We start from the raw sequence: 23,407 nt of genomic DNA, 5'->3' as shown, positions 1-23,407 counted from the left end.
CCGGTGAAAATCCTGCACGTTGTCACGCTCCACACTCCGGACCACGCCTTCGGCGGTCCGACCCGGGTGGCGTTCAACCTGTCCAGGGTCCAGCGGGCGGCCGGGGACGACGCCCGCGTCATGGCCCTCGGCGATGGCTTCCCCGACGGTGACTTGCCCCGCCAGGTGGAGGGAGTTCCGGTCCACCTCTTCCAGGCGCGGCACGTGCTCCCGATGTTCGAGGTCAGCGGCATCACCTCCGCGGCGCTGCTGAACACCGCGCGCCGCATGATGCGCGGCGCCGACCTCGTGCACGTCCATCTGATGCGGGACCTGGTGACCCTGCCCGCGGCGCTCCTCGCGCTCGCGACCCGGACGCCCCTGGTCGTCCAGACCCACGGCATGATCGACCCCACCGAGAAGAAGGCCGCCCAGCTCACCGACCTGCTCGGCGTCCGCAAGGTGCTGCGCGACGCCGACGCCGTCCTGCACCTCACCGAGATGGAGCGGGTCGACGTGAACGCCGTCGCCGCCCCCGTCCCGCTCACCCGTACCGTCCGGCTGGTCAACGGAGTGCGCCCGCAGGAGCGCAAGCCCGCCCGCGCCCCCGGCCGCCCGCCCACCGTGCTCTTCCTCGCCCGGATCCAGGAGCGCAAGCGGCCCGAGGACTTCGTCGCCGCGATGCCGCACGTCCTCGCCCGCCACCCGGACGCCCGGTTCGTGCTGGCCGGGCCGGACACCGGCGCGCTGGCCGGCACCCTCGCCCTCGCCCGGAAGCTGGGTGTGGCCGACTCCCTCGACCACGTAGGCCCGTTGGAGCACGATCAGGTCCTGGCCGCCGACCGCGAGGCCGATGTGTATGTGCTGCCGGCGATCGAGGAGCCGTTCCCGGTCTCGGTGCTGGAGGCGATGTCGGTCGGCACCCCGGTCGTCATCACCCGCACCTGCGGGCAGGCTCCCGATGTGGCCGGGGCGGGGTCGGGCCGGGTCATCGACAGCCGGGTCGGCGAGGACGCGGCCAACGCCCGCAAGGTCGCCGACGCGATCCTGGAGCTGCTGGAGCCGGAGGCCGCCGAGCAGGCGGGCAAGGCAGCCTGGGAGATGGTGAACGAGCGGTTCACCATTGAGGCCGTCACCGCCACCCTCCGGCGGACCTACGAGGACGTGGTCCGCCGGAGGCGGGGACGGTGACCGGGCCGCTCGTCAACGCAACGGCTTCTCCCTCGACTTGAGGGCGATCTGCCAGCGGTAGAAGCTCATCGCCAGCGCGAAGTCGAAACCCGCCCGGCCGTCCAGGAAACCCCGCTTGTAGAGATACATGTAGGCGAAGGAGACCACCGGCTTGAACGGCGCCTTGTGGAACAACTGCCCCTGACGCGACTTCACCTGGCGCACCTGCTCCTTCACCCCGGGATGCTGCTCCAGCCACGCCTCCCAGTCCGAGTAGCGGTTGTGCCGCTCGAACCAGGCGGTCACCGGGTCGAGGTCCTGGTGCTCGATCGGATGGGTGAGCGTCCCCACCGTCGCCGCGACCGGCTGGTAGTGGCCCTCCACCTCACCGATGCCCGGGGCGTCGAGGTCCCCGACCTCCGGGTAGTGGGAGCGGGTCCGATCGGTCAACGACCGCTTGCGAATGGTGTATCCGTGCCGCAGCCGCTTCCCCGAGAACCAGTAGCCGAGCGGTATGTCGTACGCGGCCGGCTTCGGGGCCGACGGGTCCCGGAAGGTTTCCCGCAACTCGGCCAGCAGCCCTGGGCTGAGCCGCTCGTCGCCGTCCAGGAGCAGGATCCAGTCCAGGTCGGGGCGGACGTGTCCCAGGCACCACTGCTTCTTCCGCGGGTGGCCCCCGTCCCAGGTGTAGGTGATCACCTCGGCCCCGCACTCCTCGGCGATCTTGACGGTGTCGTCGGTGCTGTGGGAGTCCACCACCACGACCGCCTCGAAGTGGCCGAGCACCGATCTCACCGCCTCCGCGATGTTCAGCCCCTCGTTCTTCGTGGGGATCGCCACGACTATCGGCAGCTTCGGCTTTCCTGCGGTCATCCCTCGGCTCCTTCGGGCAGCCAGGCGTAGCAGCCTGTGGAGGTGAACGTGTGGGCGGGCTTCGGGATCGTGATCGTGCGGGAGGTGCCGGTGTCGGACGTGCCCGAGGACAGCTCCTTGCCGCCGGCCCCGGTGATCTGCCAGGAGCAGCCCGTGGTGGGGGAGGCGGACCGGTAGGCGCCCGCCCGGAGCTTCTTCCCGGTGTGCGTGCCGTCCGGGTAGGCGTACGCGGCCTCGTCCACCAGGTCCTGGTGCTGGGGGCAGAGTCCGGCGACCGCGTCCGCCGCGTCCGGGATCTCGTCCGTCGCGATGGCGCCGACGGCGGTGTCCCGGTCGGCCTTGACCAGGTAGCGGAGCTTGTCGCAGGTCTCCTGGCCGGTCTGGAGCACGGCGGCCGGGTCCATGCCCTTGGGCACCCGGTCCTCCAGATACTCCTGCTGCTTCTTCGTGAACGTCCCGGTGGCCGGGGTGATCTCGTCGGCCGGTGTCTTCGGGCCCGTGGCGGGAGCGGACGGGCCGACGGCCTCCGGGGCCTCGGGCTCCCCGGAGGAGGGCGTGGCGGGTGGGGTGGGCGTGCCGGCGGACGGGCCGGGGACGGCGGGCCCGGAGGCCGCGGGGCGCTGGGCGCCCGCGGCCTCCGGACCGTTCCCGCCGGCGGACGAACCGCAGGCGGCCAGCGCCGCCGTCGTCATGACGACGACGGCGCCGGCCAGGAACGGGTTCCTCATCGGATCAGCCATTCCTCAGGGCGTAGTGCGCGCTGACCTGCGAAGCGGTCAGCGCGGTCGGATAGACGGCGGTCTCGTCGATCTGCCCGGCGAAGAAGTTGCTCGTCGGACGGTTCGGCCAGCCGGCAAGGTTGTCCCCGCCGACCCGCCAGTAGCCGGGGTAGCCGTCGTTGCCGGAGATCAGGAAGTTCGAGGCGCGCAGCTGCCCGTCGACGTACAGCGACATGCCCTGCCCGAGGGGGCCCTGGGTGGCGACGACGTGGTGCCACTGGCCGTCGTTGTAGGCGTCCCGGGTGGTGACGGTCCGCGCCCCATTGCTCTGCACGCCGAACACGAGCCGCCCGTCGTTGCGCATGTAGACGTGCTTGTCGTGACGGGTGCTGTTCTGCTGCGTCCTGTTCCCGAAGCCGATGATCTTCCCGCCCCGCGTGGTGGTGGTCCTGATCCAGGTCTCCACCGAGAACCGGGCCGGCGCGGCGTGCAGCCGGTTGCTGTACGCGTATTCGTCGGTGCCGCCGAAGCCGATCGCCGTCGAGGGCCCGGCGACCGCCGCCGGGGTCTGCCGGTGGGCGGGGCCGTTGCGCAGGAAGCCGTTGTCCAGGTTCCCGCTGCTGTCGTGGGCGAACGTGGACGTGCCCTCGTCGTAGCGCCAGAAGAGGCTCGCCCCGTCGGACCTGACCCGGGCCGGGTACGCCTCCGTCGCGCCGGCCACGGTGGCCGACTGGGCCGGGGACTTCGCGCTGGTGTTGGTGCCGTCGCTCGCGGTGATCCGGTACGCGTGCTCCTCGCCGGGCGCGACGTCGGTGTCCGTCCAGGTCAGCTGGGGCCTGTCCCAGAAGACCGAGTAGCCGGTCGTCGTGTGGATCGGGGTGTTCGAGCCGTCCTTGTAGATCCGGTAGGTCAGCTCCCCGTCGTCGGTGTCGAAACTGGTCTGCCAGTTCACGTCGATCTGCCCGGGAGTCAGCGTGGACAGGCTGACGTTGGGCACCCAGGGCGCGCCCGTGTCGGGGCCGTCCGCGAACCGGGTCAGCCCTTGCTGCCGGTCGCCGTTGACCGTGGTGAACTCGCCGCCCACCCACAGGTAGTGGCGGCCGCTGCTGCTCGTCTGGCTCATCACCCGTGGTCCGACGGGCTCGCCGATCCCGTCGTTGGTGTCCGGGAACCACGGGAGCAGCTTCGGGTCGTCGACCGACTGGGCCAGCAGATGCTTGCGCGGCTGGTCGGGGAAGGCCCCCATGCTGGAGCAGTCGTGGGCGTGGCTGCCGCTGTACAGCACGCCCGAGTGCACCAGCACCGCCTGGGTCGCGCCGAGGCAGGTGTCCCGCCAGCGCTGGTCGAAGTCGTCGAGGTTCAGTGCGATGCGCCCGTCGAACACCCCGCCGCCGGTGCCCTCGTTGGCGGTGTAGAAGCCGGTGGCGTCGGTGGTGATGTCCTGGACGGTGGAGTTGTCGTGGATGAACCCCGGGTAGGACTTGGTGAGCTGTCCGGTGGTGGCGTCGACCACGGCCAGGGCGTGGGTGTTCGTTCCGTTGATCCGGAGGAAGTCCCCGCCGAGCAGCACGTTCCGCCCGTCGGGGGTCACCTCGACGGCCCGGGCCACCTCGTCGGCGTCGGCCCTGAAGGGCAGCAGTGAGGCTCCGGTCGTGACGGCGGCGAAGTGGTTCCTGGTCTGCCCGCCGACCGTGGTGAAGTCGCCCGCCAGGTAGACCGTGTCGTCGGTGACGGCGAGCCCCCGTACGGTCGCCGAGACCCCGATCTTGAAGGTGTTGCGGACGGTGCAGCTCTCGGTGTCGATCGCCGCGATGTTGCTCACCCCGACGCCGTTCACCGCCCCGAACTGGCCGCCCGCGTACAGGGTGCCGCCGTCCGGGGACAGCGCCAGGGCCCGGACGGTCGCGGTTCCCGAGGAGATGGTGAAGGACAGCGAGCAGTCGGTGGGCGCCCCGGTCGCCGCGTCGAACGCGGCGAAGTTCACCGCGGGCTGTTCGCCCGTTCCGGGGGCGGCGGTGGGGGGCCGCAGGGTCGAGAAGGTGCCGCCCGCGTAGACGACGCCGTCGCCGGCGGCCATCGACCAGACGATGCCGTTGGTCTGCCAGGTGGTGAGGTCGTCCGCGGTGATGGCGACCGGTGGTGTCAGCGCCGCCGCCGGAGAGGACCCGGCCGCGGTCGCGGTCAGGGCTCCGGCCAGCAGGCCGAGAGCGGCGGAAGCGGCCCGTACTCGGCCGCGTCCTCCGGTTCTCCGCCCCGTACTTCCGTTCATCATTCAGCTCCGAAGGTGAGATTCGAGCTGCGGCCTGGAGGCCGCGGATTTTGCCTCGCCCGACCGGACGCGCGGACTGTCGCTCCCGCCGCCGGTCGGGTGAGTGAGTAGGCGGAGCCGAGGGCTCCGCCCGGTGCCGGCGCGGTGAGCCTCCACCGAGGGGTCGGTGGAGACGGCGGTCGCGCCGGTGATCGTCCCGAGCACGGGCGCGGCTGGCGCCGGCCGGGAGTTGGGGGTGACCGACGATGCGGTCCGGGCACCGGTGAGCGGCACCGCGCGGCCGCTGTCGGTGGAGGCGGTCATCGGGCCGGACGGGTCCGCCGGGCGGACCCGCGGGAGCGTGCCGTCCGGCCCGTTCACCTGTCCACCCGGACGGCGGCGCCGCTCAGCTGGTCGTCCAGTCGGCGGATGTCGGCGTCGACCATGATGCGGGCCAGCTCGCGCGACCTCACCTCGGGCTTCCAGCCCAGCAGCTCCCCGGCCTTGGACGCGTCACCGATCAACGCGTCGACCTCGCTGGGGCGTTCGTACTTCGGGTCGTACCGCACGTGCTCGCGCCAGTCCAGCCCCGCGTGTTCGAAGGCGAACTCCACGAACTGCCGGACGCTGACGCCCTCACCGGTGGCGACCACATAGTCGTCGGGGGTGTCGCACTGGAGCATCCGCCACATGGCGTCCACGTACTCCGGCGCGTACCCCCAGTCCCGGACCGCGTCCAGATTGCCCAGGTGCAGACGGTCCTGGAGCCCGGCCTTGATCCGGGCGACGCCCCGGGTGATCTTCCGGGTCACGAAGGTCTCGCCCCGGCGCGGCGACTCATGGTTGAAGAGGATCCCGTTCACCGCGAACATGCCGTACGCCTCGCGGTAGTTGACCGTGGCCCAGTAGGCGTAGACCTTCGCCACGCTGTACGGGCTCCGCGGGTGGAACGAGGTGTTCTCGTTCTGCGGGGGCGGGCTGGCGCCGAACATCTCGGAGGACGAGGCCTGGTAGATCCGGGTCTCGATGCCGCTGGCCCGGACCGCCTCCAGGAGCCGGATGGTGCCGAGGCCCGTGACGTCACCGGTGTACAGCGGGGCGTCGAAGGACACCCGCACATGCGACTGCGCGCCCAGGTTGTAGACCTCGTCGGGCTGGATGTCGCGCAGCAGGTTCACCAGGGCCACACCGTCGGACAGGTCCGCGTGGTGCAGGACGAAGGAGCGCTCCGGCTCCTCGGGCCCCTGGTAGATGTGATCGATCCGCTCGGTGTTGAAGCTGGAGGAGCGGCGTATGAGGCCGTGCACCGTGTACCCCTTGTCGAGCAACAACTCGGCCAGATACGAACCGTCCTGGCCGGTCACTCCGGTGATGAGCGCGGTCTTCGCCACGATTCCCCCTTCTCTGCTGATCGCCTCGCCGGCGGCGTTCACCGACATATCTGAATTGGGGCGTTCTGCGGCGAAGTGTCACCGCAGTCCCTTTCTGCTGGCACAATCCGAGCCATGACGACCGAACTTCCCGTCCCTTCCCAGGAATCCGACCGCTCCCTACTGCGGCCCGGCTCCCGCATATTCGTCGCGGGCCACCGCGGCCTGGTCGGCTCGGCGGTGGCCCGCCGCCTCGCCGACGACGGCCACGAGGTGCTCACCCGCGGCCGCGACCTCCTCGACCTGCGTGACGCCGCGCGGACCGGGGCGTATCTGAAGGACGTGCGCCCGGACGCCGTGGTGCTGGCCGCCGCCAAGGTCGGCGGGATCATGGCCAACAGCACATATCCCGTGCAGTTCCTGGAGGACAACCTGCGCATCCAGCTCAGCGTGATCGCCGGTGCGCACGCGGCCGGGGTCCAGCGGCTGCTCTTCCTCGGCTCGTCGTGCATCTACCCCCGGCTCGCCCCCCAGCCGATCCGTGAGGACGCGCTGCTCACCGGCGAGCTGGAGCCCACCAACGAGGCCTACGCCCTCGCCAAGATCGCCGGAATCGTCCAGATCCAGTCGTACCGGCGGCAGTACGGCGCTTCCTACGTCAGCGCCATGCCGACCAATCTCTACGGGCCCGGCGACAACTTCGACCTGGAGACCTCGCACGTGCTGCCCGCGCTGATCCGCCGCTTCCACGAGGCGCGGCGGGACGGGGCCCCCGAGGTGACCCTGTGGGGGTCCGGCTCCCCGCGTCGTGAATTCCTCCATGTCGACGACCTCGCCGCCGCCTGCGTCACCCTGCTGGAGGCCTACGACGGCGACGAACCCGTCAACATCGGCTGCGGCGACGACCTCACCATCCGCGAACTCGCCGAGACCGTACGGGAGGTGACCGGATACCGGGGAAGCATCGGCTGGGACACGTCGAAGCCCGACGGGACCCCCCGCAAGCTGCTCGACGTCACCCGCCTCTCCTCCCTCGGCTTCACCCCGCGGATCCCGCTGCGCGACGGCATCGCCCGCACGTACGCCTGGTGGCTCGGCCAACTCCAGTCCGGACAGTGACCGTTCGCCGCCGCCGAGAGGTGTCTCGCGGCGGCGAACCGGCTGTGTTCCTCGCATCCGCACGCCCGCCGCCCTCAGTACGCCCCGCGACCGTGGGCGACGGCGCGCACGGTGCGGGCGAGAAGTCCCATGTCGGCGGCGACCGACCAGTTGTCGACGTACCAGAGATCGAGCGAGACGGTCTCCTGCCAGGTCAGATCGGAGCGGCCGCTCACCTGCCACAGCCCCGTGAGGCCCGGTTTCACGGCGAGCCGGCGGTGCTCCCGCTCGTCGTACCGCGAGGCCTCCTCCGGCAGCGGCGGCCTCGGGCCCACCAGCGACATCTGGCCCAGCAACACGTTGACCAATTGCGGGAGTTCATCGATCGACGTCCGCCGCAGCAGCCGCCCGACCGGCGTCACCCGCGGATCGCCGCGCATCTTGAACAGCGGTCCGTCCGCCTCGTTGCTCGGGGCCAGCCGCGCCTTGAGACTCTCCGCGTCGGCCACCATCGTGCGGAACTTCCACATGGTGAACGGCCTGTTGTGCTGCCCCTGCCGGACCTGCCGGTGGAAGACGGGCCCCCGCGAGGACAGCCGGACGCTGAGCGCCACCGCCAGGAGCAGGGGCGTCAGGGCCAGCAGCCCGAACAGGGCCCCCGTACGGTCCAGCACGTTCTTCAGCACCGTCTGCGGCCCCCCGCGCAGCGGCGGCGCGATGTGCAGCAGGGTGAGCCCGGCCGCGGTGGCGGGACGCACCCGCTCGGCCGCCACCCCGGACAGCTCCGAGACCACGGACAGGGCGACGCCCCCGTCGTGCAGCCCCCAGCCGAGCCGGCGCAGCCGGTCCCCGGTCAGCTGGGGCCCGGGAGCCACCAGCACCAGGTCCGCCGCGTGGGCGTAGACCCCGCCGAGCACCGTCGTCACGTCGTCGTCGGCCGGGCAGGCCGCGAGGCGCCCGGGCATCTGCACACCGTCCAGCTCCAACCGGTCGGTGCCCACCGGTATGGCGGCGACCAGACAATAGTCATGGGCCGTACCGGAGTTGAGCAGCTCGGCCGCCCGGCCCACGCCCGAGGCCTCGCCGACCAGCAGCACCCTGCGGGCCCGGCGGCCCCGCCGCCCGGAGCGCTGCCACCGGCGCAGCCCCGCCACCGCCGTGGCGATGAGCAGCCCCGGTGTCACGGACACCACGGCCGTCGCCGGGTCCACCGGGCTGCCCGCCGCCGTGTGCAGGACGGCCAGCAGACCGATCAGCACGAGCCAGTCCCCGACCGGGCCGAGCACGCCGGCGGGCCCGGCCCCCGGCCGGTCCGTGTACCGCCCCCGGCCGCCGCGCAGCCCGGCCCAGAGGAGCCCCGCCACGGCGGCGGCCGCCACCGGGCGCGGCTGGTCGCCGACGCGCAGCAGGAGCCAGGCCGGACCGGCCAGGCCCAGCAGGTCGGTCAGCGCGGCGAGGGCCGGGCCGGGGGCCGGCTTCCGCCGGGCCGGCGTCCGGCCGGCCGGGTCGCGCTGTGCTGTCGGGGCCCTCCACAGTTGTTCCAGGGCCGCCGTGCGGTTCCGGGACGCGGCGGTGCGGGGGCGCGGCGCGCCCCGGAGCCCCACCGGTCCGGTTAGGTCGGTATCAGGTATTTCGACATGCCCCATGAACCCCCCAGTCACAGTCGCACCCCCACAAACGGGACGCATCCGCCGATCCCATGGACTGACGGATGCGCCCTCGCTCGGTGCACGATATCCACACACGTGCCATTTCGCTGGAGTTCTCGTGAAGTTCAGACGGCCCGTTCCAGACGCCTCCGATCGGCCGGAACCATCCGATGTCGCCTTGTGCGTACGGATGTTGAGGGAGGGGCGGACCGGTAAGCGCTTGTGGCGGGCGGCGCGGGAGGGCGGCCGACGGGGCCCCGGCTCCGGTGCGCTCCGGCGGGAACGCGCGAACCCCCTGGCCGGCGGCGTGCCCGGCCAGGGGGTTCGCGGATGCGCCCGCCCATCCCGAGGGGGGTGGGCGGGCGCTTCGGGGTCAGGACACGCCGTCCGTGCGCCTCCTGGTGCGCCGGTGGACCAGCAGCCCGGCGCCAACGAGTCCCGCTGCCACGAGAGTTGCCGACATCACCGAGACCCCGGTGGCGGCCAGGCCGCCACCGGACGTGGCGGCGGCCCCGGTGCCGCCGCCGGCGCCACCGGCGACCGTGGAACCGGCGCCACCGGACGCGCCGGAGCCGTCGGCCGTACCGGTGGCGCCGTCGGCCGTACCGCTGGAGCCGGAGCCCCCGGTGGTGGAGCCGCCGCCCGACCGCGTACCGACCGCACCACCTGCCGTCCCGTCACCTTCCGTGCTGCCGCCGCCGGTCGAGGCGCCACCGCCGCTGTCGCCGCCTGTCTCCCCGCCTCCGGTGGGCGGCGCCGTGACGGTGAGCGTCGCGGCCGAGGTGCGGGTGGTGCCGACGTCGTTGCGGAACTCGGCGCGGTAGCGGTAGCCGTCCTGCGCGGTCCTCGCGGTGAACCTGAGGGCCGGCCCGGTCGCGCCCTCGACGTCCTGCCAGGTCACCGAGTCATCGGTGCTGACCTGCCAGCGGAGCGTGGGCTCCGGGGAACCCTGCGCCGCCGCGGTGAGGGTGACTTCCTCGCCGTCCTCGGCCGCCAGGTCGGCGGGCGCGCGGGTCACCAGCGGCGACACCTGCCGGACCAGCTTGGTGATCTTGCCCTCGGCGGGGTTCGTCACGAAGACGGTGGCCCCGCCCGGCTCGACGGCGAGCGAGGCCGCGCCGGACTGGGAGTGGTTGCCGGGCAGCGACACGTCCTTCGCGGCCACGGCGAAGTCCTCGGTGTCGTACACGGTCAGCGTGCCGTTGTTGTCGTTGGCCGGATCGGAGAGGTCCCCGCCGTCCTGCCAGGCCACGTAGGCCCGGCCCGTCGCCTCGTCGAAGGCGGCGTCGCGGGCCAGGTCCGCCCCGACGAGCGTCTTGAGCGGCTTGCCGGCGGCGTCGAGGACCAGTACGGACCGGTTGACGCCGACCCACACCGCGCCGGTGGCCGGGTCCGTCTCGGTGAATCCGGCCATGCCCTCGGCGCCGGGCAGTGCAAAGGAGGCGGTGACCGTGAACGACGCGAGGTCCACCCGGTGCAGCTGCCCGGCCGCGAAGTCGCTGAACCAGAGCGCGCCCCGGGCGGGGTCGGCGGCGAACTGCGTGCCGCCGGGGAGGGTGAGGCTCCGGGTCGCCGTTCCGGTGCCCCGGTCGATCTCGGAGAGCTTCGCGCCCTGGGCGACCAGCACCGTGCGCGGGGTCGTACCAGGGGCGATGTCGGTGATGGTGGACCCGGTGAGCCAGACGCCCGAGGCCTTCTCGTCGCCGGCCTTGGCGCTCCCGACGCCTCGCAGCGGGTAGTTGTAGACGACACCGTCGCCCGGCAGCGGTCCCGCGATGCGGGCGGCCGCCGAGGCGCGCACCTCCCCGGTGGGCCCGGGGGCCTGGCTGATCCAGCTCTCGGCCTTGCCGTCCTCGGGGTTCAGCATATGCAGCCCGCGCTCGTCGACGTCCGCGGTGTCGGGGAGGTTGTCCGCGCCGACGTACAGCTTCTTCGAGTCGGGGTGCAGCAGCAGGTCCAGCGGCTTGCCGGCCGCGGTGAAGTCGGCGGCGGCCTGGTAGGAGACGGTCCCCGCGGGCACGTCGACGCCCTCGCCGCCCGGTTCGCCCGGCTCCTGGCCCGCGAAGGCGACGGGTATGCGGACGTCCTGCGACCGGTCGCCACTGGAGCGGTGGTCGGCCCGGGTGACGAGGGAGCAGGCCACCGTGGCGCAGTCGAGGCCGTCGCCCTTCGCCGGGATCTCGATCTCCACGTCGAAGGTTCCGCCGGGCCCGAAGGCGCGGGCGAGTTCGCCCTCGTACGGGTCGCCCGGCGGCACGATCCACTGCGAGGTCTTCGAGCCGCCGCTCATGTCCGCGCCGCCGAGGCAGGGGGAGGGCACCCGGTTGTCACCGTTGTCCTTGCACAGGGCGACGTAGATGCCGGATGTGAGGCCGTACCCCTCGCCGGTGACGCGGACCTTCTCACCGGCCGGGTCGAGTCCGGTGGTGGCCGAGACGGTCAGCTTCTGTCCCCGGGGGCCGGTGCCGGTCTTCGGGGTGCCGGCGTCGGCGCTGACCGCCGCGCCCGTGGGGATCGCCGCGAGCAGCAGGGCGGCGACGGCGGCCGTGCCCGCCCGGGGTCCGAGTCTGCGGCGGCCGCTCGGCGGGGTGCCGGGAGCGGTGCCCGGAGTGGATGTCATGTCATTCCTCGTCACGACGCGGGGGAGCCCGGCCCCGGCACGAGCGGCCGGGACCGGGCGAATGGCTGGGATGCTCAAGGGAGTTGAGCAGTGCTGGACGGAGTGATGCGGTGCTGCTCGCAGTCGGTCCCCGTTACACGAAGTTGATCGGCGCGTGGACGTCGTACTTGCGGTCGTTGGTGTCGGTGTGGTCGGCGCGGGTCACGATGGCGCACTCGACGGTGTCACCGCAGACGTTGCCGCCGCCGAGGTCGGCCTTGACGTGTATCCGGACGCTGAAGGTGCCGCCCGCTCCGAACGGCGAGGTGTTGGGGAGGCCGCCGCCCAGACCGGACACCCAGTGCGAGGCGCCGGTGGTGCCGGACTGGTCCTGGCCGCCGAGGCAGGGCGAGGGCTTGTTGGCGCCCTGGGCCCCGTTCACCACGCACAGGCTCACGTAGACGCCCTGGCCGGTGTTGTAACCGCTACCGGTGACGGTGATGTTGGCGCCCGCGGCGGCTGCGGTGTCGGGCCCGGAGAGCGACAGGTTGTAGGTGGCGCCCCCGTCGGTGACCGTACGGGTGCCGGTCGCGGCGGCGGCGGGGGAGGCGAAGGTCAGGGCCAGCGCGGCGGCGGCGAACGCGGCGAGGCCCGCGCGGGCGACGGTGCGGGTGGAGGGAACAGCACTCATGAGATGAGCACCTTTCTCGGCATCGGTAACCAGGACCACGGACACCCAGTCGACTTAGGTAAGGCATACCTAAGTCGATGTCTGTTGGGTTGTCAACAACGCTGCTGGCCACGGGTGCTGTTCACGGGCAGCGCCCAATGGCGGGTCCATGGCGGTGCGGGCGTCAGCCGGTTCAGGCCGACGGCAGGGCCTGCTCGGTCCGGATGGTCCGGAGCCCGCGCCCGCCGGGCTCAGCGCACCCCGTCGGGCCGGAACTGCACACTGATGCGCGGTCCGACGGCCCGCGCGGTCTTCGGGATCGCGTGCTCCCAGGTGCGCTGGCAACTGCCGCCCATGACGATCAGGTCACCGTGCCCGAGCGGCCTGCGGACGGGGGTGGGACCCGGGCGGCGTGGTCGGAGCGCGAGGTGCCGGGGGGCGCCCAGCGAGAGGATCGCGACCATCGTGTCCTCGGTGCCGCCGCGGCCGATGGTGTCGCCGTGCCAGGCCACCCCGTCCTGTCCGTCCCGGTAGAAGCACAGCCCCGCCGTGGTGAACGGTTCGCCCAGCTCGGCCGCGTAGTGCCTGCCCAGCGCGGTGCGGGCGGCTTCCAGGGCCGGATGCGGAAGGGGGTCGCGGCGGCCGAAGAAGGCCAGCAGCCGGGGGACCGCCACCACGCGCTCGTACATGACGCGCTGCTCGGCCCGCCAATCGACCTCGCGGACCAACGTCTGGAACAGGGTGTCCGCGCCCCGGAGCCACTGCGGCAGTACGTCGATCCAGGCCCCGTGGCCCAGATCGGTACGCCGAAGTCCGCTCAGGGGGCCGGTTCCGACCTCGGCCTCCTGGTCGAAAAGCGAGCTTTGCAGGTGTACGGCCATGGGGAGAGCCTAACGCTATTCGAGCAGGTGTGCGAATAGCGTGGGCGAACAGCGTTCGGCGGCGGAACTCCGGCTCACCCTTCCTTGATCAGATCGACGACCGGGTCTCCGGGTGACGAGGTCAGCACGGACGGTAGGACCGTGCGCCCGGGTGCGCAGTGCGGGCGGGGCCGACCGGAGCAGGCGCCGGCCGGGGCGGCTGCCGAGTGCTCCGCACGGACGACAGGCGAGCTCCGACCCGCGCCCGTGTTCGGCTACCGTTCCCTCCGTACGAGCGGAAGTCCCATCCCACCTTGTTCTCCGTGGAGTTGCCCCCATGCCGCAGATCACCGTCGACTACTCCGGCACGCTCGCCGCGACCTTCGACCGCCAGGCCTTTGCGTTCGCCCTGCACCCGCTCATAGCCGCCACCGTCGACACCCGCCCGGAGGCCTGCAAGACCCGCTTCCGCCGCGTCGACGACTTCGTCATCGGCGACCGGGTCGAAGGTCACGCCGTCCTGCACATCGAGATACGCCTGCTCCACGGCCGCACCGACGCGACCAAGATCCGCCTCGCGGACGCCGTACTCGATCTGATCGCCGCCCGGGTCGAGCCGGGCGACGGCGTGACCCTGCACGCCTCCGTCGAGGTCCCCGACCTGGACGCGGCCTTCCGGAAGCGCTGAACGGGTACCGCGTCGGGTAGGTCGGGTGGGCAGGACAGGAAGGCCGGAACGTCGAGTGAGTGGAGTGCCAGACATGCGTGGAGGCAGCGTCGCCGTGGTCGGCGGCAGCATAGCGGGGTGTGCCGCGGCCCTGGCCGCCTCGCGCGGGGGAGCCGAGCGGATCACCGTCCTGGAACGCGCGGACGCCCGGCTCCGTGACAGAGGGGTGGGAATCGCCCTCCACAGCGACCGCTACGACGAGTTGAGGGAGGCCGGGTACGTCGCCCCGGAGATGCCCTGGGCGCCGCTGACCCGGCGGGTGTGGAGCGTGCGGGACGGCGAGGCCGAGCACGGCCGGGTCGTCGGCGAGCAGCCGTTCCCCTTCCGCGCCTACAGCTGGGGCTCCCTGTGGAGCGAACTGCGCCACCGGGTGCCCGAGAAGGTCTCCTACCGGTCCGGCGCGGTGGTCACCGGGGTGGAGCCGGACGCCGACGGGGTGACGCTGCGCCTGGCGGACGGGCACCGGGAGCACTTCGACGCCGTGATCGGGGCGGACGGATACCGCTCCGTCGTCCGCGAGGCCATGTTCCCCGGCGCGGACGCCACGTACGCCGGATACATCGGATGGCGCGGCACGTCGCCGGAGGTCGCCGGCCTCCCGTCGGACGGCCACGACGCCCACAACATCGTCTTCCCCGGCGGTCACTGCATGATCTACCGCATCCCGGACGGCGTCGGCGGACACCGGCTCAACTGGGTCCTCTACACCGCGCCCCCCGAGGCGGACGGCCTCCACCCCGACCTGCGGACCCCCACCTCCCTCCCGCCGGGGCGGCTCAACTCCGAGCTGACCGCGCACCTGAGGGCCCTGGTCGCGGACAACTTCCCGCCGTACTGGGCGGCCAGGGTGCTCCGCACCCCCGCCGAGACCACCTTCATCCAGCCCATCTACGACCTGGAGGCGCCGCACTACACCTCGGGGCGGATGGTGCTCGTCGGTGATGCCGCCAGTGTCGCCCGGCCGCACATCGGCGGCGGCAGCGTGAAGGCGCTCCAGGACGCCACCGCCCTGGAGGCCGCCTGGACGGCCGGGGGCAGCTGGAAGGGGGTGCTGGAGAGCTACGACGCCGGGCGCGGGCCCGTCGGGTCGGCCATGGTCGCGCTCGCCCGCCGGATGGGCGCCGCGCAGGTCGAGCGGACACCCGACTGGTCCGCCATGGACCGGACGGCGTTCGACACGTGGTGGCAGGACCAGAACCAGGGCTCCGACCGGCGCAGCGGCTTCGGCGGCCACCGCCTGAAGGCCGGGTAGGCCTCCCGAGGGCGGGAAGAGGGCGGGAAGAGGGCGGGAAGTCGGCGGGAAAAGGGGGCGGCCCTGGACCGCGCCGCGCCCCTTCCCGCTCGCGTGTCAGACCGCCGTCGGCGCCAGCTCCAGCGCCGCGTGCAACGCGGTGCCGTCGGCGCGGGCGTCCGCACCGTCCATGCGCAGCGTCGTCCGCCCCGAGGTGAGGACCGTGAGCGCCCCGGCGGACTCGACGGCCTGGGCGGGGCTGGGGGAGACCAGCAGCACGGCGATGCCCTCGGCCGCCAGCGTGGCCACCAGCTCGTGGACCTGCCGGACGAGCACCGGGGCGAGGCCCTCGGTCGGCTCGTCGAGGAGCAGCAGCCGCGGCGAACCGAGCAGGGCACGGGCCAGCGCCAGCATCTGCTGCTCGCCGCCGGACAGCTCCGCACCCCGGTTGCCCCGGCGTTCGCCCAGCCGGGGCAGCAGCTCCGCAACGCGCGCGGGGGTCCACACGCTGGGGCGCTCCGGGTCGCCCCGGCGCGGCGGCCGGTACGACAGCCGCAGGTGCTCGTCGACGGTGAGCCCGGCGAACACCCGGCGGCCCTGCGGTACGAGCCCGATCCCGGCACGGGCGATCCGGTGAGCGGGCTGCCCCGTCACCTCGCGGCCGTCGAGGCGTACGGTTCCCGCGCTCGGGCGCATCAGTCCGGCGACGGTGTGGACGAGGGTGGTCTTGCCGGCGCCGTTGTGGCCGACGACGGCGTGGACCGTGCCGGCGGGGACCGACAGGTCGAGCCCGTGCAGGACGGTGCCGCCGTGGTAGCCCGCGGTCAGGCCGGTGAGTTCGAGCATCGGGCGTCGGTCATCCTCTCGCTGGTGCGGCGGCCGGGCCCGCCGTCGAGCCGGTGCCGTGGTACGCGTCGCGCACCTCGGGATGCGCCAGAACCTCCTGGGTCGGGCCGGTGACGAGCAGCTTCCCGGCGGCCAGCACCGTGACGGTGGACGCGACCTGGGCGACCACCTCGACGTGGTGCTCGACCAGGATGACCGCGACGTTCGGAGGCAGACCGCCGAGGATGGCGAGCAGCCGGCCGATGTCGTCGTCGGTCAGTCCGGCCGCCGGCTCGTCCAGGAGCAGCAGCCGGGGGTCACCGGCCAGCGCGGCGGCGAGGTCGAGCATGCGGCGCTGCCCGTGCGAGAGCGTGGACGCCGGCCGGTGGGCCAGCTCCGCGAGACCGACGGTCTCCAGACGGCGGGCCGCGGACTCGGTGTGCAGCCGGTAGCGGGACGGGCTGCGCCAGGCCCCGCGGCGCTTCGGGTGGTGCGGCCAGCCGGCCAGGACGATGTTGTCCAGCACCGACAACTCCCCGATCACCGAGGGCTGTTGGAAGCTGCGGGCGACGCCGAGACGGCTGCGCCTGGCGGTCGGCATCCGGGTGATGTCGGTGCCGTCCAGGGCGATCGTGCCGTGGTCGGGCCGGTCCGTGCCCGCGATGAGGTCGAGCAGGGTGGTCTTGCCGGCGCCGTTGGGACCGATGACGGCGTGCCGGGCGCCCGCGGGGAGCCGCAGGCTGACGTCGTCGACGGCGGTGAGGGTGCCGTACCGGCGGGTGAGCCGGGTGAGGTCCAGTACGGGGGGCTCCGGCGTCGCGGCGGTCGGTGCTGGTGTCATGGGGAGACCTTCCCGGCGGGGTCGGGGGCGGGCGCCAGGTGGGGGGCGGGTGCCGACGGGGGCTCGTCCCCGGCCACGGGAGCCTCGGACGGCGGCCCGCTCCCGCCGCCGGACCCACCGCGCAGCCCCGCGAGGCCGCGCGGCAGCAGGTACACGGTGGCGACGAAGAGCACGCCGAGCAGCAGCGGCCCGTGCCCGGGCCAGGAACCGGCGACCCAGTCCCGGGTGGCGACGATGAGCCCGGCGCCCAGCAGGGCGCCGATCACCGACGTCGTACCGCCGATGACCACCGCCAGCAGGGCGAACGCGGCGATCTCGAACCCGACGTCGGCGGGGGCGAGATACTGCTGGACGGTCACCATCAGTGAACCGCCCACCCCGGCCAGCGCGCCCGCGCAGATGTGGGCCACCAGCAGATAGCGCCCCACCGGGTGCCCGGAGGCGCGCATCCGCGCCTCGGCGCCCCGGGTGCCGGTCAGCAGCTTCCCCGCCGGCGAGCGCAGGACGAGCAGGGTGACGGAGACGGCGACGACGGCGACGACGAGCGCGTAGGTGTACAGCTCGCTCTCCTCCAGCATCTCCTCACCGCCCCACAGCGCCCGGGTGGCCGGGAAACCGACGAGGCCGTCGGCGCCGCCGGTGACGGACTTGAGCTGGTTGACGACCGCACCGGTCAGCTCGCCGATGGCGAGTGTGATCATCAGGACGGTGGTGCCGCGGGCCCGGATCACCGCCGGCCCCACCACCGCGGCGAAGACGGCGGCGGCGAGCGCCGAGAGGACGAGCTGCACGGGTCCCACCGTCCACCCCGCGTCCGCGAGGTTCGCGGTGGCGTACGCGCCCACGGCGAACGGTGCGGTCTGCCCGAGGGTGGGCAGCCCCGCGTAGCCGGTGAGGATGGTGACACTGACCGCGAGCAGCCCCAGGGCCAGGGCGGAACCGGCCAGCGAGATGCTGTACGCGTCGAGCACGGCCGGCAGGGAGATCAGCACGAAGAGCAGGACGAGCAGCGGAGCCGCCTGCCGCCACGCGGCCCCGCCCGGCAGCCGGCCGGCCCAGGCCGGCAGGCGCCTCCCGCGCTCGCGGGGCGCCGCGCCGGCCCGGTCCGCCCCGGCCACCTCCTCGGGCCGCCCTGCCCCCGCCTCCCCTGCTGTCCGCCCTGCCCCCGCCTCCCCTGCTGTCCGTGCCGCCCCGGCCGTCTCCGGCGTCCCGCGCGGCCGTCGTCGCAGACGGCCGGCGAGGTGGTTGCGGAGCCGGGCGACCGGGTCCGGCCCGGGGTCCTCGGAGCCGTGCCCCGCGGTCGGTTCCGCGAAACGGGAGCGCAGCACCAGCACCGCCGCCATCGCGGCGAAGAGCAGATACGGCGCCAGATCGGGTGCCAGCGAGACGCCCAGGGCCTGCACCTCGCCCACCGCGATCGCCGCGAGGAAGGTCGCCCACAGCGAGCGCAGCCCGCCGAGCACCACCACCACGAGGGAGAGCATCAGCACGTTCTCGGACGTACCGGGGCCGGGGCCGATGATCGGCGCCCCGAGCACGCCCGCCGCCCCGGCCAGCGCGCCGGCCGCCGCGAGGACGCCGGTGTGCACCGCCCGGGGGTTGCGGCCGGTGGCCGCGAGCATCTGCGGATCGTCGGCGGCCGCCCGTACCGCGGCGCCCATCCGGGTCCGGGTCAGCACCCAGGTCCCGAACGCCGCGAGCAGCACGGCCATCACGATGAAGCAGAGCCGGTAGGCGGGGTAGCGGTGCCCCAGCAGCATCACCGAGGAGTCGAGTGCCTCGGGAACGCGCACGGGGAGTTCGTCCGCCCCGAAGAGCTGGATGAGCAGATCACCGCCGATCAGGGCGAGCCCGAACGTCAGCAGTGCCTGCGCCAGATGCCCACGCCGGGCGAGCGGAGCCGTCGCGGCGGACAGCCCCGCCCCGGCGACGCACGCGGCGGCGGTTCCGGCGGCCAGGCCGATGGCGAGGCCGCCCCAGGTCCCGTCGCTCAGCTCGGCCCCCGTGTAGGCGCCGATCGCGTACAGCGTGCCGTGCGACAGATTGAGCACACCCGCCGTGCCGAAGGCGAGACTCAGGCCGGCGGCGACCACGAACAGCAGCAGACCAAACGCCACCCCGTCCACCGCCGGTATGAGGTGGGCGTCGAGGAGATCCATGTCAGCTGCCGAGCGTCGCCAGGTCCTGGACCATGACGTTGGCCAACCGGGATCCGTCCGGCCGCACCTGGCGCAGGTACCAGGTCTGCACCGGGGAGTGGGCCTTGTCGCCGAACTCCCAGGCGCCGCGCGGGCTGTCGATCTGGCCCAGCCCCGCGATGGCCTTGTTGATGGTCTGCGACGTGACGTCGCCGTCCTTCGCCGCGTCGGCGATCGCCTTGTCCAGTACGGCGGCCGCGTCGTACGACGCCATCGCGTAGGTGGTGGGCTGCGTGTCGTGCTCCGCGGTCCAGTCGGCGGCGAACGTGCGGTTGGCCTCGTTGTCGAGGTCGGCCGCGTAGTTCAGGACCGAGTAGATGTCCTTCGCCGCCGCGCCCTGTGCCTGGAGCACGCTGCCCTCGGTCACGAAGGCCGTGTACAGCGGCAGATCGGCGATGTCCGATTGGGCGTACTGCTTGGCGAAGTCGATCGCGGCCTTGCCGGCGTAGAAGCAGTACACCGCCTTGGCGTCGGTCTTGGCGATCTCCGCGAAGTACGGCATGAAGTTGGTCGTCTTCGGGAACGGCGTCCAGGTGGTCTTGCCGTCCGGGTTGGCGAGCTTCCCCTTGATCCGCTTGAACTCATCGGTGAATCCGCGCAGTTCGTCGTGGCCGCCCTGGTAGTCGGGGCCGATCGCGTAGACCGGTCCGTCGACGTTGTCCTTGATGTACGGGGCGATGGCCCGGCCCGGCTCGTCGGACAGGAAGCTGGTCGTCCAGACGTACTCGATGTCCTTGACCGGAGGCCGGGCGTTCGATCCCAGGAAGGGGATTTTGGCCTGCTGGATCAGTGGCAGGACCGCGTTGACCGAACCGCCGCCGACGAGGCCCGTCAACACGTCGACCTTGTCCTTCTTGACGAGCTTGGTGGCCGCCGGCACGGCGGTCGGCGGGCCGTCGCCCTCGTCCGCCACGATCAGCTCGACCTTTCGGCCGCCCAGCTTGTTGCCATGGGTCTCCAGGTACAGCTTGAAGCCGTCCCGCAGCTCCGTGCCGACCGGCTCGTAGGTGCCCGACAGGGAGGCCACCAGGCCGATCTTCACGGTGTCGTCGGCGGCGCCGCTGTCGCTGCTGCATCCGGTGACGGCCGCCAGGCCGAGGGCGAGGGCGGCAGCGCCGGCCGGCCGGAATCTGCGGCGGTGGGGGCGGGAAAGGGCGAAGGGGAACATGGGGCTCACATCACAGTCTCGGGGGGCAGGAGTGTCGTGCGTGCCGGTCTGGACGCGTGCGGCGGGTGGCCGCCACCGGTGGGAGTCCGGACCGGTGAGCAGTACGGGGGTGGGAGACGCCCGTACCGGCGGTCAGCGGAGGGGCGGGAGGCTCGGATCGCGGAGCTGGGGAGAGAGCGAGTCGCCGACCTGGTTGATCAGTTCGGACATCATGTAGCTGACCTCGCCGATGTCCGCGTCCCTGGTCGTGGTGACGAGGAGCGAGGCACCGCTGGAGACGGCCATCGAGAACAGGTAGCCGCCCTCCATCGCGGTCAGGCTGTGCTCCACGGGATCGGTGTTGGTCAACTGGGCCGCCGCGGAGAGCAGGTTGACGACGCCGGACGCGATGGCGGCCAGCCGCTCGGCGTCGTCGCGTTCCACACCGGTGTACGCCAGCGCGAGCCCGTCCACGGACACGGCTATCGCCTGGGTGACTTCCGGGAGGCGCCCGGCGAAATCGCTCAGGATCCAGCTCAGGTCGGAGGAGGTGGTCATTTCTCGGTCCGTTCGGTGTTGTCGTCCGGGGCGGAACGCCCCCGGTGGTTCGTGCTCCGGTTGATGCCCTGGGCGTACGCCGCCAGCACGTCGGAGACCTGTCGGGAGTCCCGGCGGCGGGGCGACGGCCGCGGCGCGCCGGCCCCGGGGCGCTGCTCGGCGCCCTCCCGCTTCCCCGCGGCGGGCCACTGCTGAGGCGCCCTGCGCTGCCGCAGCGGCAGCCCCGAGGAGCTGACGCCGGCGACGCGCGACACCGGCTCGTCGTGCACGGGGTGCGGCGCGGGCGTGGTGCCGTGATCCCGCTCACGGGTGGAGCCGCGGGGCCCGTCGTGGCCGGGCGGCGCCTCCCGCTCGCCGCCTGCCGGGGCGCCGGCCCCGGCGGCGCCGACGCCCGCCCCGACCGGGGTGCTGTCGTGGCCGGGTCGCGCTGTCGCGGCGGCGCCCTGCCGGCGGCCCCCCGGCCCCGGCGGTGTGATCGGCCGGGGCGCCTCGTAGCCGGCGGCGTTGGCGAGCGTGCCCGGCGTCGGGGCCCGGTCTTCCTCCAGGTCCAGTGCCAGCACCTTCGCGGGCAGCGTGACCTCGGCGATGGTGCCGGGGCCCGAGGAGTCGCGCAGTTCCACGACGATGCCGTGGCGCGCGGCGAGCCGTGCCACCACGTGCAGCCCCATGGACCGTACGTCGCCGATGCCGGCCTGCGGTTCGAGCAGCGCGGCGTTGTGGACCGCGCGGCGTTCCGCCGTGATGCCCACGCCCTCGTCGACGATCTGCACGACGGCCCGGTCCCACAGCCGCCAGACGGCGACCCCGACCTGCTTGTCCGGGGGCGAGTAGCGGGTCGCGTTGTCGAGCAGCTCCGCCAGGATGTGCGCCACGTCGTGCACGGCGCGGGCGGTGACCCCGATCCCCGACTCGATCACGCCGAGGGAGACGCGGTCGAACCGCTCGATCTGCTGGGCGGCGGCCACGATGACGGTGGAGCAGCCCACATCGGCCGAGCGCACCCGGGCGTTCCCGTAACCGCCCAGCACCAGGAGGTTGTTGGTGTTGCGCTCCATGCGGACGGCGAGGTGGTCGAGAGCGAAGAGGGTCTTCATCCGCACGGGGTCGGCCTCGTCGCGCTGCACCGTGTCCAGCTCGGACACCATGACAGCCGTCAACCGTGCTCCCCGGCGTGCGACACCGACCAGCGTCTCCGCCAACTGCTCGTGCACATAAGCCTGTTGGGCAGCGAGGCGGACGGCCTCGTGATGGACGGCGTTGAACGCCTCACCGACCTCGCCGATCTCGTCCTCGCCCGTGGTCCCGACCGGGTCACCGGTCCGCCGGGCCACCTCCTCGGGCGTCGCGCCGCGCAGCGCGCCGGGCTGGGAGAGCTCGCTCATCACGGCGGGCAGCCCCACGTGGGCGACCTCGTGCGCGGCGTTGCGCAGATCGCGCAGTCGCCGGACCATGACGCGGCCCAGCCGGATCGCGACGACGACGACACCGACCAGGGTCAGCACCACCAACGCGACCTCCGCGCCGGCCGTCCAGATGAGGGTGGTGCGTACGTCCAGGACCTGGGCGAGGACGGCCGCGTCGACCCGCTTCTCCACCGAACGGAGCAGTTCCTGGCGGTCGTTGGCCGCCTTCTGCCATTCCTCCGGGGTGACCGTGATGTCCTTGCCGGCCCCCGTCCGCCCGATCTCGTCCTCAAGGCGGCGGGCCTCCAGCGCCTTCGTCCCGGACAGCGTGCGCTCCAGCCAGGTCCGCCATTCGCCCGGCCCGAGGTCGAACATGGCGCCGGTCGACTCGGTGTAGCCCATCCGGCCGGCGTCGAAGGTCCGCTGCGAGGCGATGGTGAAGCCGCCCGCGGCCTGCGCCCTCGCGACGGTGACCTGCTGCTGCGCCGTATGCTCCGCGGCCTCGGACAGAGCGGCGGCGGCGCGGATCCGGTCCGCGATGTCGGCGTCCACGCCGTCCGCCTGCGCGATGCCGTCGCGGTAGCTGTTGAGGTCGGCGATCACGATCCGATAGCCGAAGGCGAGGGCGGAGACGGTGCTGCTTCCCGAGCGCACCTGTGCGCGGAGCCCAGGCATCTCCTCGACGAAGCGCTCGATACGGTCCAGGGCGCGCCGCGCGCTGCCGGGTACCGCGGAGAGTCCCTTGGTCCGGCTGCGGAATCCGGCGATGCTCTCGTCGGTCGCGTTCGCACGTAACCGGAAGGCCTCCGCGTCTCCCTGTTCGGAGATCAGAGCGGTGGCGGCCGCCCGCTCACGCTGTAATCGGTTGGTCAACTCAGCCGCCCCGTCGGCGACTTCGACCATCGAGGCGAGCCGATCGGCCTGGAGTGCCTGGCTGGTCGCGGGTGCGAGTGCCAGGACCGAGAAGGCGACGGCCACGGTGAGCGGTGCGGTGACGAGGAGTACGAGGCGACGATTGATTTTCACTGCGCGGCTCCGTCGCCGGAACCGGGCTCGACTATCGGTGACACGCGGATACCTGTACCTGTTTACGGAGGGTGGGGGTGTCGGTGAGGGCGTGCTGGTGGGGGGAACGATGACGGTGGGGGGAGCGGTGCCGGTGGGACGGTAGGGACCCTGCGGCGCGCGGCATGATCCTATGCCGTAGTACGCGCCTCCGGATGGGTGAATCAGCGAAAAATC

Annotated in this window: 18 protein-coding genes; 4 read left to right on the top strand and 14 right to left on the bottom strand. The window is 72.8% G+C overall.

Annotated elements, in window-relative coordinates:
• Positions 1–3: 3 nt before the first annotated feature.
• On the top strand, positions 4–1,170 hold the full coding sequence (locus N7925_RS06770) for a glycosyltransferase (RefSeq protein ID WP_274343348.1): 1,167 nt from the start codon (positions 4–6) through the stop codon (positions 1,168–1,170).
• Between the two features lie 12 nt (positions 1,171–1,182).
• On the opposite strand, the gene N7925_RS06765 is transcribed toward N7925_RS06770, so the two are convergent.
• The 4 genes from N7925_RS06765 to gmd all read right to left on the bottom strand — a co-directional run bounded on the left by N7925_RS06765 (position 1,183) and on the right by gmd (position 6,380).
• Positions 1,183–2,022: a glycosyltransferase family 2 protein gene (locus N7925_RS06765; protein WP_416222877.1), complete on the bottom strand. Its 840-nt coding sequence runs from the start codon at positions 2,020–2,022 to the stop codon at positions 1,183–1,185.
• Positions 2,019–2,750, bottom strand: a complete 732-nt coding sequence (locus N7925_RS06760) for a hypothetical protein (protein WP_274343347.1) — start codon at positions 2,748–2,750, stop codon at positions 2,019–2,021. The genes N7925_RS06765 and N7925_RS06760 overlap by 4 nt, the downstream gene beginning before the upstream one ends.
• A 4-nt stretch (positions 2,751–2,754) precedes the next feature.
• Entirely contained in the window at positions 2,755–5,013 is a 2,259-nt protein-coding gene (locus tag N7925_RS06755) for a LamG domain-containing protein (RefSeq protein WP_274343346.1), read from the bottom strand.
• A 353-nt stretch (positions 5,014–5,366) separates the two neighbouring features.
• Entirely contained in the window at positions 5,367–6,380 is a 1,014-nt protein-coding gene (gmd, locus tag N7925_RS06750) for a GDP-mannose 4,6-dehydratase (protein ID WP_265603773.1), read from the bottom strand.
• 114 nt (positions 6,381–6,494) lie between these two features.
• On the opposite strand from gmd, the gene N7925_RS06745 reads away from it, so the two are divergent.
• Positions 6,495–7,478, top strand: coding sequence for a GDP-L-fucose synthase family protein (locus tag N7925_RS06745; protein ID WP_265598590.1), 984 nt, complete (start codon positions 6,495–6,497; stop codon positions 7,476–7,478).
• Between the two features lie 74 nt (positions 7,479–7,552).
• Here the strand turns inward: N7925_RS06745 and N7925_RS06740 are convergent, their stop codons facing one another.
• From N7925_RS06740 to N7925_RS06725, 4 genes are all read right to left on the bottom strand, one after another.
• Entirely contained in the window at positions 7,553–9,103 is a 1,551-nt protein-coding gene (locus N7925_RS06740; protein WP_265598589.1) for an exopolysaccharide biosynthesis polyprenyl glycosylphosphotransferase, read from the bottom strand.
• A gap of 376 nt (positions 9,104–9,479) precedes the next feature.
• Complete coding sequence (locus N7925_RS06735; RefSeq protein ID WP_274343345.1) at positions 9,480–11,726, bottom strand: hypothetical protein; 2,247 nt, start codon at positions 11,724–11,726, stop codon at positions 9,480–9,482.
• A 133-nt stretch (positions 11,727–11,859) separates the two neighbouring features.
• A complete protein-coding gene (locus tag N7925_RS06730; RefSeq protein WP_265598587.1) occupies positions 11,860–12,396 on the bottom strand; it encodes a hypothetical protein in 537 nt (178 codons plus the stop codon).
• Between the two features lie 230 nt (positions 12,397–12,626).
• Positions 12,627–13,256 (bottom strand): alpha-ketoglutarate-dependent dioxygenase AlkB, encoded by a 630-nt coding sequence (locus N7925_RS06725; RefSeq protein WP_274343344.1) that lies wholly within the window; start codon positions 13,254–13,256, stop codon positions 12,627–12,629.
• Between the two features lie 316 nt (positions 13,257–13,572).
• Here N7925_RS06725 and N7925_RS06720 point away from each other — a divergent pair, with 316 nt between their 5' ends.
• Positions 13,573–13,923 (top strand): 5-carboxymethyl-2-hydroxymuconate Delta-isomerase, encoded by a 351-nt coding sequence (locus N7925_RS06720; protein ID WP_274343343.1) that lies wholly within the window; start codon positions 13,573–13,575, stop codon positions 13,921–13,923.
• Positions 13,924–13,996: 73 nt separating this feature from the next.
• On the top strand, positions 13,997–15,214 hold the full coding sequence (locus N7925_RS06715) for an FAD-dependent monooxygenase (RefSeq protein ID WP_274343342.1): 1,218 nt from the start codon (positions 13,997–13,999) through the stop codon (positions 15,212–15,214).
• Between the two features lie 96 nt (positions 15,215–15,310).
• Here N7925_RS06715 and N7925_RS06710 read toward each other — a convergent pair whose 3' ends face one another.
• The 6 genes from N7925_RS06710 to N7925_RS06685 form a co-directional block, all read right to left on the bottom strand.
• Positions 15,311–16,039 carry an ABC transporter ATP-binding protein gene (locus tag N7925_RS06710; RefSeq protein WP_274343341.1) on the bottom strand — a complete coding sequence of 243 codons (729 nt, stop codon included), beginning with the start codon at positions 16,037–16,039 and terminating at the stop codon, positions 15,311–15,313.
• 10 nt (positions 16,040–16,049) lie between these two features.
• The gene (locus tag N7925_RS06705) at positions 16,050–16,859 is read right to left on the bottom strand and encodes an ABC transporter ATP-binding protein (protein WP_265598582.1); all 810 of its coding nucleotides are present in this window, start codon (positions 16,857–16,859) and stop codon (positions 16,050–16,052) included.
• A complete protein-coding gene (locus N7925_RS06700; RefSeq protein WP_274343340.1) occupies positions 16,856–19,018 on the bottom strand; it encodes a branched-chain amino acid ABC transporter permease in 2,163 nt (720 codons plus the stop codon). Before N7925_RS06700 ends, N7925_RS06705 begins: the two co-directional genes overlap by 4 nt.
• Before the next feature lies 1 nt (position 19,019).
• Positions 19,020–20,225, bottom strand: coding sequence for an ABC transporter substrate-binding protein (locus N7925_RS06695; protein WP_265598580.1), 1,206 nt, complete (start codon positions 20,223–20,225; stop codon positions 19,020–19,022).
• A 132-nt stretch (positions 20,226–20,357) separates the two neighbouring features.
• Positions 20,358–20,762 (bottom strand): roadblock/LC7 domain-containing protein, encoded by a 405-nt coding sequence (locus N7925_RS06690; protein ID WP_265598579.1) that lies wholly within the window; start codon positions 20,760–20,762, stop codon positions 20,358–20,360.
• Positions 20,759–23,191, bottom strand: a complete 2,433-nt coding sequence (locus tag N7925_RS06685; RefSeq protein ID WP_265598578.1) for a sensor histidine kinase — start codon at positions 23,189–23,191, stop codon at positions 20,759–20,761. Before N7925_RS06685 ends, N7925_RS06690 begins: the two co-directional genes overlap by 4 nt.
• Positions 23,192–23,407: the final 216 nt, after the last annotated feature.

It is taken from the genome of Streptomyces sp. CA-278952 (assembly GCF_028747205.1).
In the GTDB taxonomy this organism is placed as follows: Bacteria; Actinomycetota; Actinomycetes; order Streptomycetales; family Streptomycetaceae; genus Streptomyces.
Note: the sequence above shows the minus strand (reverse complement) of the source record. Positions and strands in the feature narration are given on the sequence as shown.